The 11,343-nt window shown below is 70.6% G+C and carries 9 protein-coding genes; 4 read left to right on the top strand and 5 right to left on the bottom strand.

Features of this window, described 5'->3' with window-relative positions:
* Window positions 1–30: 30 nt before the first annotated feature.
* The 4 genes from ACFY30_RS38100 to ACFY30_RS38085 all read left to right on the top strand — a co-directional run bounded on the left by ACFY30_RS38100 (window position 31) and on the right by ACFY30_RS38085 (window position 4,876).
* Window positions 31–1,359 (top strand): ABC transporter substrate-binding protein, encoded by a 1,329-nt coding sequence (locus ACFY30_RS38100; protein ID WP_390660098.1) that lies wholly within the window; start codon window positions 31–33, stop codon window positions 1,357–1,359.
* 5 nt (window positions 1,360–1,364) lie between these two features.
* Entirely contained in the window at window positions 1,365–2,375 is a 1,011-nt protein-coding gene (locus ACFY30_RS38095; protein WP_390849742.1) for a carbohydrate ABC transporter permease, read from the top strand.
* Between the two features lie 11 nt (window positions 2,376–2,386).
* Complete coding sequence (locus ACFY30_RS38090; RefSeq protein WP_390849728.1) at window positions 2,387–3,298, top strand: carbohydrate ABC transporter permease; 912 nt, start codon at window positions 2,387–2,389, stop codon at window positions 3,296–3,298.
* Window positions 3,299–3,427: 129 nt separating this feature from the next.
* The gene (locus ACFY30_RS38085; RefSeq protein ID WP_390849727.1) at window positions 3,428–4,876 is read left to right on the top strand and encodes a GH1 family beta-glucosidase; all 1,449 of its coding nucleotides are present in this window, start codon (window positions 3,428–3,430) and stop codon (window positions 4,874–4,876) included.
* Window positions 4,877–4,958: 82 nt separating this feature from the next.
* On the opposite strand, the gene ACFY30_RS38080 is transcribed toward ACFY30_RS38085, so the two are convergent.
* The 5 genes from ACFY30_RS38080 to ACFY30_RS38060 form a co-directional block, all read right to left on the bottom strand.
* Window positions 4,959–6,038: a hypothetical protein gene (locus tag ACFY30_RS38080; protein WP_390849726.1), complete on the bottom strand. Its 1,080-nt coding sequence runs from the start codon at window positions 6,036–6,038 to the stop codon at window positions 4,959–4,961.
* A gap of 88 nt (window positions 6,039–6,126) precedes the next feature.
* Window positions 6,127–8,142: a beta-galactosidase gene (locus ACFY30_RS38075; protein WP_390849725.1), complete on the bottom strand. Its 2,016-nt coding sequence runs from the start codon at window positions 8,140–8,142 to the stop codon at window positions 6,127–6,129.
* Window positions 8,142–9,452: a glycoside hydrolase family 36 protein gene (locus ACFY30_RS38070; protein WP_390849724.1), complete on the bottom strand. Its 1,311-nt coding sequence runs from the start codon at window positions 9,450–9,452 to the stop codon at window positions 8,142–8,144. Before ACFY30_RS38070 ends, ACFY30_RS38075 begins: the two co-directional genes overlap by 1 nt.
* A gap of 26 nt (window positions 9,453–9,478) precedes the next feature.
* Window positions 9,479–10,363 (bottom strand): carbohydrate ABC transporter permease, encoded by an 885-nt coding sequence (locus ACFY30_RS38065; RefSeq protein WP_390849723.1) that lies wholly within the window; start codon window positions 10,361–10,363, stop codon window positions 9,479–9,481.
* Window positions 10,360–11,337, bottom strand: coding sequence for a carbohydrate ABC transporter permease (locus ACFY30_RS38060; protein WP_390849722.1), 978 nt, complete (start codon window positions 11,335–11,337; stop codon window positions 10,360–10,362). The genes ACFY30_RS38065 and ACFY30_RS38060 overlap by 4 nt, the downstream gene beginning before the upstream one ends.
* Window positions 11,338–11,343 lie beyond the last annotated feature (6 nt).

The raw sequence follows: 11,343 nt of genomic DNA, 5'->3' as shown, positions 1-11,343 counted from the left end.
GTCGGCACGTCAGGGCAACAGGAGGACGCAATGCGAGCACGTACCCGAACCGCCCGCCGGGCGGTAGTCCTCGCGGCCGTCGCGTCGCTGGGCGCCGGGCTGCTGGCCGGCTGTGCCGACGACGGCGGCGACGACGCATCCGACGGTTCGTCGTCCGGCACGGGCAAAGGCAAGACCACGATCACGCTGGGTCTTTTCGGCACGATGGGCTTCAAGGAGGCCGGCCTCTACGCCGAGTACGAGAAGCTCCACCCGGAGATCAAGATCCAGGAGAACGTCACCGAGCGGAACGAGAACTACTACCCGGCGCTGATCAACCACCTCACCACCAACAGCGGCCTGATGGACGTCCAGGCCATCGAGGTGGGCAACATCGCCGAGGTCGTGGCCACGCAGGCGGCCAAGTTCGAGGACCTGTCCAAGGTTTCGGGCGTGAACAAGGGCAACTGGCTGGACTGGAAGTGGTCGCAGGGCACCACCAAGGACGGCCAGACGATCGGTCTGGGCACCGACATCGGCCCGATGGCCATCTGCTATCGCAAGGACCTCTTCGAGGCGGCCGGTCTGCCCACCGACCGCGCGGAGGTGGCCAAGCTGTGGGCCGGCGACTGGAACAAGTTCGTCGACGTGGGCGAGCAGTACAAAAAGAAGGCTAAGTCCGGCACCACCTTCATGGACTCCCCCGGCGGTCTGCTGAACGCGATCCTCAGCAGTGAGACGGAGAAGTTCTACGACTCCTCCGGCGAGATCATCTACAAGACGAACCCGGCCGTGAAGGACGCCTTCGACCTCACCGCGAAGGCAGCCGAGGAGGGGCTGGTCCAGGCCCAGACCCAGTTCCAGCCGACCTGGGACCAGACCATCGCCAACAGCAAGTTCGCCGCGATGGCCTGCCCGCCGTGGATGCTCGGCTACATCAAGGGCAAGTCGAAGGCCGACACGGCCGGCAAGTGGGACGTGGCCGTCGCGCCCAAGTCGGGCAACTGGGGCGGTTCCTTCCTGGGCGTGCCGAAGAGCGGCAAGCACGTGAAGGAGGCCGAGGCGTTCATCACCTGGCTGACCGCTCCCGAGCAGCAGGCGAAGCTGTTCAAGGTGCAGGGCTCCTTCCCGAGCGCGCCGAGCACGTACACCATGTCGGAGGTAACCTCCGCCAAGAACGAGATGACCGGTGACGCTCCGATCGGCACCATCTTCTCCGAGGCCGCCAAGGCCGCCCCGGTCCAGGTGATCGGCCCGAAGGACCAGATCATCCAGCAGGGTCTGACCGACAACGGCGTGATCCTCGTGACGAAGGGCAAGTCGCCGGAGGAGGCCTGGAAGACGGCGACGAAGACCATCGACAACAACCTGGACAAGTGACCCGTATGGCCACCCGCCACAACACCGCCGCGCCCCCCGTGAAGGAGGGGGGCGCGGCCCCGGGCCGCCCGCCCGCGGAAGCCACGGAGGCGGAGAAGCGGCACCGCGCCCGGCTCTCCCGCCGCTGGCAGCGGGACATCCGCTGGAGCCCGTACGCCTTCGTCTCGCCGTTCTTCCTGCTGTTCCTCGCCTTCGGCCTGTTCCCGCTGATCTACACGGGCTGGGCGTCGCTGCACCAGGTGGAGATGACCGCGCCCACCGACATGACCTGGGTGGGGCTGCGCAACTACACCCGCATCTTCGACGACGACTTCTTCTGGAACGCGGCGAAGAACACCCTGACCATCGGCATCATCTCGACCGTCCCGCAGCTGCTGATGGCCATGGGGCTCGCGCACATCCTCAACTACCGGCTGCGCGCCTCGACCTTCTACCGGGTCGCCATGCTCGCCCCGTACGCGACCTCGATCGCCGCCGCCTCCCTGGTGTTCGTGCTGCTCTTCGGCCGCGACTACGGCATGATCAACTGGGCGCTGCACTTCGTCGGCATCGACGCCGTCGACTGGCAGAACGACAAGTGGCCGTCCCAGATCGCGGTCTCGTCGATCATCATCTGGCGGTGGACCGGCTACAACGCGCTGATCTACCTCGCCGCGATGCAGGCGATCCCGTCGGACCTGTACGAGTCGGCGGCGCTGGACGGGGCCAACCGCTGGCAGCAGTTCTTCCATGTGACGCTGCCGTCGCTGCGGCCCACGATCCTCTTCACGGTCGTCGTCTCCACGATCGGCGCGAGCCAGGTGTTCGGCGAGCCGCTCCTGTTCGACGCGAACAAGGGCGCGTCGGGCGGCGCGGAGCACCAGTTCCAGACGCTCGGCCTGTACCTGTACGAGCAGGGCTGGGTGAACCAGCACCTGGGCCGTGCCTCGGCGATCGCCTGGACGATGTTCCTGATCCTGATCGTGGTCGGCATCGTCAACTACGTCATCTCGCGCCGGCTGCGCGCCAGTAGTTAGGAGTACCGGCCGTGACGACGACGACCCTGATCAAAGGCGAGCCCGAGGACGCCGTACCGGCGGCCCGCCGGGTGCGCCGACCGAAGTCCGCGCGGGCGGGCGGCCAGATGCACGGCGGCCCGATCGCGTACGCCATCCTCATCCTGTTCACGATCGGCTCGCTGTTCCCGCTGGTGTGGACGGCGATCGCCGCCTCCCGCGACAACCAGCGGCTGGCGCAGACACCCCCGCCGTTCTGGTTCGGCGCGAACCTCTTCGACAAGCTGGAGCTCGCCTGGACCGACGCCAACCTCGGCAAGGCCTTCGTCAACACGACGATCGTGGCCGGGACCTCGGCGGTGACGATCGTCTTCCTGTCCACGATCGCCGGCTTCGCCTTCGCCAAGCTGCGGTTCAAGGGCAAGAGCGCGCTGATGCTGATCGTCATCGGCACGATGATGGTGCCGCCGCAGCTGAGCGTCATCCCGCTGTACATGATGGTCGCCAAGCTGGAGTGGACCGACCAGCTGCAGGCGGTGATCCTGCCGTCGCTGGTGAGCGCGTTCGGTGTGTTCTTCATGCGGCAGTACCTCATCCAGGCGCTGCCCGACGAGATCATCGAGGCGGCCCGGGTGGACGGCGCGAGCAGCTGGCGCGTGGTGTGGCACGTGGTGTTCCCCGCGGCGCGCCCCGCGATGGCGGTGCTCGGCATGCTGATGTTCGTCCAGACGTGGAACGACTTCCTGTGGCCCTTCCTGGTCCTCAGCCAGACCGGCAACCCGACCGTGCAGGTCGCGATCGCGGGTCTGGGCCGCGGGTACACGCCCGACCAGTCTCTGATCATGGCGGGTGCGCTGCTGGGCACGCTGCCGCTGCTGGTGGTCTTCGCGATCTTCGGCAAGCAGATCGTGGGCGGCATCATGCAGGGCGCGGTGAAGGGCTGACGTCTTCCGCCCCGTGACTTCGGGGGGCCGGGTCACCGCCGCCCCGGCCCCTTTCGCACCCCCACCTCATCCCCCCAACCTCGTCGGTCGGTCTCGACGACCTCGACGACCATCCATGGGAGCGCTTCCATGCCCGAGTCCGTACAGCAGGCCGCCCCGGTGACCCCGGTGACGTTTCCTCCCGCCTTCCTCTGGGGTGCCGCGACCTCCGCGTACCAGATCGAGGGGGCGGTGCGGGAGGACGGCCGCACCCCCTCGATCTGGGACACCTTCAGCCATACGCCGGGCAAGACGGCCGGCGGCGAGCACGGTGACATCGCTGTCGACCACTACCACCGCTACCGCGAGGACGTCGCGCTGATGGCGGAGCTGGGCCTGTCGGCGTACCGCTTCTCGATCTCCTGGTCCCGGGTGCAGCCGACCGGGCGCGGCCCGGCGGTCCAGGTGGGCCTGGACTTCTACCGCCGGCTGGTCGACGAGCTGCTGGCGAAGGGCATCAAGCCCGCCGTCACCCTGTACCACTGGGACCTCCCGCAGGAGCTGGAGGACGCGGGCGGCTGGCCGGAGCGGGACACCGCGTACCGGTTCGCCGAGTACGCCCAGATCGTCGGGGAGGCGCTCGGCGACCGCGTGGAGAACTGGATCACGCTGAACGAGCCCTGGTGCAGCGCGTTCCTGGGGTACGCCTCGGGGGTGCACGCGCCGGGCCGTACGGAGCCGGTGGCCTCCCTGCGGGCCGCCCACCATCTGAACCTGGCGCACGGCCTCGGCACCTCGGCGCTGAGGTCGGCGATGCCGGCCCGCAACACGGTGGCGATCAGCCTCAACTCCTCGGTGGTCCGCCCGCTCTCGCCGGGCGACCCGGCGGACCTGGCGGCGGTCCGCAAGATCGACGACCTCGCCAACGGCGTCTTCCACGGCCCGATCCTGCGGGGCGCGTACCCGGAGACCCTGCTCGCGGCGACGTCCTCGCTGACGGACTGGTCGTACGTCCTCGACGGCGACCTGCAGACGATCAACCAGCCGCTGGACGCGCTGGGCCTGAACTACTACACGCCGACGCTGGTGTCGGCGGCGGACGTGTCCGTGGCGGGCCCGCGCTCGGACGGGCACGGCGCGAGCGACCACTCCCCGTGGCCGGGCGCCGACGACGTCGCCTTCCACCAGACCCCGGGCGACCGCACGGAGATGGGCTGGACGATCGACCCGTCGGGCCTGCACGAACTGATCATGCGCTACACGCGGGAGGCGCCGGGCCTGCCGCTCTACATCACCGAGAACGGCGCGGCCTACGACGACAAGCCCGACTCCGACGGCCGGGTCCACGACCCCGAGCGGGTCGCCTATCTGCACGGCCACCTCTCGGCGGTGCGCCGCGCGATCGCCGACGGCGCCGACGTACGGGGCTACTACCTGTGGTCCCTGCTGGACAACTTCGAGTGGGCGTACGGCTACGGCAAGCGGTTCGGGGCGGTGTACGTGGACTACGCGACGCTGACCCGCACGCCGAAGTCGAGCGCGCACTGGTACGGCGAGGCGGCCCGCACGGGCACCCTGCCCTCGACCGAGACCGCCTGACCCGGGGAAAGGGGAGGGGCGCGGCAGGCTGAGAGGGCCTGCCGCGCCCCGGCGATTCCGGGGCGCGGCCGACCCTCCCACGTCACCGCAGCACGGTCAGCGTCACCACGGCCGCGAGGGCGGCGAGCGCGAAGGCCGCCCACGCCAGGGCCGTCAGGCGCTGTCTGCTGGGGCGGCCGATGACCTCGATCCCACCGGTGAGATCGGGGAACGCGTAGTAGACACGGTCCGGGTCGCTGGTGAGTTCGACGCGGGCGAGAGGGAGGTGGCGCAGCGTCACACGGCGGGCGACCTCCCCCTCCTCGACCGCCAGGAGGGGCGCGGCCCGCTCGAGGTGGACGTCCTCCAGGAAGTCCGGAAGGGCGGCGTCGGCGCCGGTCAGCTCCGCGGTGCGCCACTGCCCCTTCTTCAGCTTGCTGAACGGCGGGTACACCGGCGGGATCTCGTCGACGGAGGGGGTGTGGGTCACGACGCCCTCGGTCCACACGGTGAAGCGGCCGGTGCCGCCGCACTCCTCGTGCCGGAGGCGTTTCGCCCCCTTGCACGCGCCGCACCCGGCGAACCCGGTCCCCTTGCAGACGGTGCAGGTGATCTGTCGTTCCCCCAGGCACTTCGGGCAGGCCACGTCCGGTCGCCGGCAGCGTTTGCAGGCGGCCCGTTCCCTGCCGTCCTCGGGGCGGGCGCGGGCCGCCCGGGGGCGGCGGGTGCGCGGATGGCCCGTACCGTCGCACTCCCAGCACGCGTCGGGGCCGCCGTGGCACGCGTCGCACTCGAGGTGACGGGGGCAGGCACGGCCGCCCCGGCCGGCGCAGGCCGCGCAGTCCTTCCTGCCGTCCACGCAGTCACCGCACGGCTCCTGCGCGAGGGAGTCCTCCCGGACGAGTTCGAGCCGCCGGGGGGTCGCCGGATCAGCGGGCGGCTTCACCGGGTACGCGCCGAGATCGGTGTACGTCGGCCGGTTCGCGAGGCCGCTCGGCCGGCCCTTGACCCGCCGTCCCCGCTCCACCCGCCGCTCGATCGACCGCACGATCCGGCACGCGAACACCGACTGCCAGGACAGCGCCGCGGCGCCCGGCACGGTGAGCCGGGTGGTGACGCCGGGCCGGGACACCCGCCGTTCGACGGCCCGGAGCACCTCTTCGTCGGACGGCGCCGTGGCCAACGCAGCTCCCCCCTCGCCGACGGGTGACACACGTGGGAAGAGCAGGGTAGGAGGCCCCCCGGCCGGCGACAAGGGGGCCTTGGTCCGCCTACGCGGCGCGCGGCTCCCGTACGACCACGACGCCGCCCGGGGGCACCGGGACCGAGCCGTCCGTCACCGGTGTGCCGCCGAGGAGTTCGACCGCCTGGTCCGCGACGGCGACCCGCGCCCCCGCCCCGCCGTGGTCGATCAGGAAGAGGTAGTCGGCGTCGGCGCCCCGCCGCCGCACCGCCTCCACACCGGGCGGCAGCACTGCGTCCACCACCGGCCGCACGCCCGACTCCGCCCTGATCCGGTCCAGCAGCGCGGCCAGGGTCTCCGGGTCCGGCAGGGTGGCGACATACCAGGCGGTGCCCGTGCCGTAGCCGTGACGGGTGATCGCCGGGCCACCCGCCAGGGGGCCTTCGGTGTACGAGGACACGACCTGCGCACCGGCCGGCCGGACCCGCTCCGACCACAGCGAGCCGCTGCCGCCGGCGTCCAGGCCGACCGTCTCGCCGGGCAGCAGCGGGAACAGCTCGTCCGTCCGCACGCCCAGCGCCTCCCGGAACGCGCCCGGGTAACCCCCGAGCCGCACATGGCAGTTCTCGTCCACCGCCCCGCTGTGGAAGCCCACCACCAGCGTGCCGCCGCGCTCGGCGAAACCGGTGAGGTTCGCGGCTCCCGCGTCGTCCACCAGGTACAGGCTCGGGGCCAGGACCAGGCGGTACGCCGACAGGTCCGCGTCCGGGCGTACGAAGTCCACGGCGACGCCCGCCCGCCACAGCGGCTCGTACCAGGAGCGGACCAGCTCCAGGTACCGCACCCGCTCGCTGGGCTGCGAGGGCATCTCCAGCGCCCACTTCGCGTCCCAGTCCCACACGATCGCCGTCTCGGCGGTGCCCGTGCTGCCGCGCACCTCGGCCAGTGCCCTCAGGTCCGCGCCCAGCGCCACCACGTCCCGCCAGATCGCGCTGTCCGTGCCCGCGTGCGGCAGCATCGCCGAGTGCCACTGCTCGGCGCCCGCCTTCGCCGCCCGCCACTGGAAGTACGCGATGCCGTCGGCGCCGCGCGCCACATGGGCGAGCGCGTTGCGCCGCAACTCGCCCGGTGTCTTGGCCCGGTTGACGGGCTGCCAGTTCACCGCGCCCGTCGAGTGCTCCATCAGCAGCCAGGGGCCGCCCGCGAGGGAGCGCACGAGGTCACCGCTCAGCGCGATGTCGATCTCCGACTCGGGGTCGGTCGACCGCAGGTAGTGGTCGTTCGAGACGATGTCCAGCTCCGGCGCCCAGCGCCAGTAGTCCAGCGCGTCGAAGTTGTACATCACCATGAAGTTGGTCGTGGCCGGGACGGCCGGTGCCGCCTCCGCCAGGATCTCCCGCTCGGCCTTGTACAGCGACAGCAGCTCGTCGCTGCAGAAGCGGCGCCAGTCCAGCCGGTGGGTCGGGTTCGGCACCGCGCCCGTGGCGCGCGGCGGGACGATCTCGTCCCAGTCGTAGTACCACTGGCTCCAGAAGGTGGTGCCCCAGGCGTCGTTGAGCGCCGCCAGGTCGTCGCCGTACCTGGCCCGCAGCCAGCGGCGGAACGCCTGCGCGCTGGTGTCGCAGTGGCACTCCGCGTTGTGGCAGCCGTACTCGTTGTGGATGTGCCACATGACGACGGCGGGATGGCCGGCGTAGCGCTCGCCGAGCGCGCGGACGATCCGCAGGACGGCCTCGCGGTAGGCGGGGCTCGACGGGCAGAACGTCTGCCGGCTGCCGTACGACAGTCCGCGGCCGTCCCGGTCCACCGGCAGTGCCTCGGGGTGGGCCTTGAAGAACCAGGCCGGCGGGGCCGCCGTCGGGGTGGCCAGGTCGGCGGCGATGCCGTGGGCGTACAGCATGTCGAGGACGCGGTCGAGGCGCGAGAAGTCGTACTCGCCCTCGGCGGGCTCCAGCAGCGCCCAGGAGAAGATATTGACGCTGACCATGTTCACCCCGGCCTCGGCCATGAGGCGCACGTCCTCGGCCCAGACCTCCTCGGGCCACTGCTCGGGGTTGTAGTCACCGCCGTACGCGATACCGGGGACCTTCAGCGCGCGCTCCATCACTCGCCTCCCGACAGCAGACGGCGCGTGGTGTCCACGCCCCACACGTCCAGGGAGAGCAGCCGGTCGCTGGACGCCATCAGGCCGCCCGTCGCCTCCACGTGCGCCGCCCACCGCTCCCGGGTCTCCACCGCCGGACGGGCCATCAGGCAGTCGGGGTCGTTGATCCAGAGACGGCCGTGCTGCCACTGGCGGGCGGCACCGGTGAACTCGGCGGCGTCCTGCCCGGGCCGGCTGTGATCGCCGGCCTCGGGGCGGCGGTGCGGTGCCGTGTCGGAGCTGACCCGCATGGCGTCGAACAGGCCGAGCGAGGGGAGGACCGGAGCACCGCAGCCCAGGAGGTAGGAGTCCGGGCCGATGGCCTCCCGGATCAGCGCGACGCCCTCACGGTACGCGGTGAGCGCGTCGACGGACGCGTGCCGTACGCCGTCCAGCGCGCCCGCGTAGAGGAAGTCGACCTTGAAGTAGTCGTAGCCCTCGGCGCGCAGGGTGCGGAAGACGTCCGTGAGGTACGCCGCCGCCCCGGGGTGGGTGGTGTCGAGGACGCGCAGGTCGTGGCCCCAGTTGCGGCCGGCGTGCGCGAAGCCGGCGTCGGCCGAGCGGACCAGCCAGTCGGGGTGTCCGGCGGCGAGGTCGCTGCCCGGGTCGACCAGGAAGGGTGCCGTCCAGATGCCGGCGCGGCGGCCCCGGGCGCGGATGGCGTCCGCGATCTGCGCGCGGGAGCGGAAGCGGCCCGAGAGGGTGAGCCAGTCGCCGAGCGCCTTCTGGTAGCCGTCGTCGATCTGGACCACGTCGACGGGCAGGTCGAGGGTGTCCATCGCGCGGAGGTTCTCGTGGATGTCGTCCTCGGTGACCTCGGTGAAGTACTCGTACCAGGAGCACCACACGGTGGGCGCCGGGCGGGGGGCCGCGAGGCCGAGGCCGGTGGCCCAGTCGGCGAGCAGCGCCTGGATGTCCGTGCCCGTGTACTCCTTCACCGGGCCGTCGGCGCTGATCTCCGCCACCGGTCCGGCCGGCACGAGGCGGATCGACGGCACCTCGCGCACCGGGTCCGGGGCGGCCCACAGGCGGACCGGTGAGCCGTCGCCGGGGTCGAGGGCGAGCAGGCCCTCCCCCTGGAAGACCCCGGCGGGGACGGTGACCCCGGGGCGGTGGCAGACGGTCGCCCAGTTGGCGTTGGCCGGGCGGTGGGGGCGCGCGTCGAGGGCGTACGCGCCGCTCGGGCTCCAGGACTGCCAGCCTTCCTCGTGGACACGGGCACGCCGCGGGTCCACGGGGACGGAGGCCACCGGGGTGAAGGGGTGGTGCACGGGGGTCTCTTTCGCGAAGGGGGGCGTCAGCCCTTGTTGGCGCCGAGGGTGAGGCCGCTGACGAACTGGCGCTGGAGCGCGAAGTACACGATCAGGGTGGGGATCGCGGTGAGCAGGGCACCGGCGGCGACCAGGTTGGGGTCGGTGAAGTACTGACCCGAGAGGTTGTTGAGGGCCGAGGTGATCGGCATGTTCTCGCCGGTGGAGATCAGCACGATCGCCCAGAAGAAGTCGTTGTAGATCCAGATGGACAGCAGGGTCGCCAGGGCGGCCATCGCGGGCCTGCACAGCGGCAGCACGATCTGCCAGTACAGGCGCCACACGGAGGCGCCGTCGACGAGGGCGGCCTCGGTCAGCTCGTGCGGGAGCATGCGCATGTAGTTGCTCAGCACGAAGGCGCAGAAGCCGGACTGGAACGCCACGTGGATGAGGACCAGGCCGAGCGCGGAGTCGTAGAGCTTGCCGCTCATGGTGATGCCGGGCAGGTCGATGAGCAGGTACATGCGGTACAGCGGGGTGATGATCACCTGCTGCGGGAGGAGGTTGCCGGCCGTGAAGACCAGCAGCAGGAAGAGGTTGACCCGGAAGTCGAAGCGGCTGACGTAGAAGGCGACCATCGACGACAGCAGCAGTGTCAGCAGCACCGCAGGGACCGCGATGAGCAGCGTGTTCCCGAAGTAGTGCAGCATGTCGGACTGCTGGAAGGCGTTGGTGAAGTTGTCCGGGCTGAGTTTGTCGGGCCAGGAGACATAGCCCTTCTCGCTGGTCTCCGCGTAGGGGCGCAGGGCCGCGAACAGCGCCCACAGCAGCGGGGCCAGCCAGGCCAGGGCCGTCACGACGAGGAAGGCGTGCAGCAGGATCCGGGCGGGGCGCACGGGTGTGCGCTTGGTCAGGGTCACGGTGGTGCTCATGCGCTCCGCTCCTTCCGGAAGGTCGAGATCAGGTAGGGGATGATCACGGCGAGGGAGATCACCAGCAGGACCACGGCGATCGCCGAGCCGTATCCGATGCGGCTGGACTCGCCGATGATGTTGTTGGTGACCAGGATCGAGAGCAGTTCGGTGCCCTGGGCGCCCTTGTTGAAGACGAAGACCAGGTCGAAGGCGCGCAGCGCCTCGATGATCGTCACCACGAGCACCACCGTGTTCGTGGGGCGCAGGGTCGGGAAGATGACGTTCTTGAACGTCTGCCACTCGTTGGCGCCGTCCAGCGAGGAGGCCTCGCGCAGGGACGGATCGACGCCCTTCAGGCCGGCCAGGTAGAGGATCATCATGTAGCCGGTGTGCCGCCAGCAGGCGGCGACCAGGACGGCCCACAGGTTGAGGTTCGGGTCGCCGATCCAGTCGATGTAGTGGCCGGGCCTGTTGGCCCCGATGATGCTGTTGATCAGGCCGGTGTCGGGGTTGTAGACCAGCTGCCAGACGAACCCGGTGACCGCGAGCGAGACCACGACGGGCAGGAAGAACGCGGTCTGGTAGACGCGGCTGAAGCGGATCTTCTTGTCCAGCTGGACGGCGAGGAAGAGCCCGAGCGGGGTCGGGATCAGGATCAGCACGACGAACCAGACGACGTTGTGCTGGACGGCGGGCCAGAACTGCGGGTTGTTGGTGAACAGCTCCTTGAAGTTGTCCAGCCCCACCCACGTGATGGAGTCGAAGCCGATGCCGTCCCAGGTGGTGAAGGCAAGGGCGATGGAGGCGAGGGCCGTGACCCAGACAAGGGTCACGTGCAGGATCGTCGGCACACCGGCCATCAGGCCGAGCGTGAGCCGGTCGCGGCGGGTCAGCAGGCGCCGGTGGCCCTGCGCGACCCGCTTCTTCGGGGATGCGGCGCCCGGAGGCGGCACGGCGGCCGCCTCCTGGGTCTTCGTGGTGTCGATGCTCATGTCGCT

It is taken from the genome of Streptomyces sp. NPDC000345 (genome assembly GCF_042898825.1).
In the GTDB taxonomy this organism is placed as follows: Bacteria; Actinomycetota; Actinomycetes; order Streptomycetales; family Streptomycetaceae; genus Streptomyces.
The sequence above is the reverse complement of the archived record's forward strand: the minus strand, read 5'-3'. Positions and strand labels throughout refer to the sequence as shown.

Coding starts and splice junctions, on each gene's coding strand:
- ACFY30_RS38095 (WP_390849742.1), top strand. CDS start 1,365: ATGGCCACCCGCCACAACACCGCCGCGCCCCCCGTGAAGGAGGGGGGC.
- ACFY30_RS38065 (WP_390849723.1), bottom strand. CDS start 10,363: ATGAGCACCACCGTGACCCTGACCAAGCGCACACCCGTGCGCCCCGCC.
- ACFY30_RS38100 (WP_390660098.1), top strand. CDS start 31: ATGCGAGCACGTACCCGAACCGCCCGCCGGGCGGTAGTCCTCGCGGCC.
- ACFY30_RS38085 (WP_390849727.1), top strand. CDS start 3,428: ATGCCCGAGTCCGTACAGCAGGCCGCCCCGGTGACCCCGGTGACGTTT.
- ACFY30_RS38060 (WP_390849722.1), bottom strand. CDS start 11,337: ATGAGCATCGACACCACGAAGACCCAGGAGGCGGCCGCCGTGCCGCCT.
- ACFY30_RS38075 (WP_390849725.1), bottom strand. CDS start 8,142: ATGGAGCGCGCGCTGAAGGTCCCCGGTATCGCGTACGGCGGTGACTAC.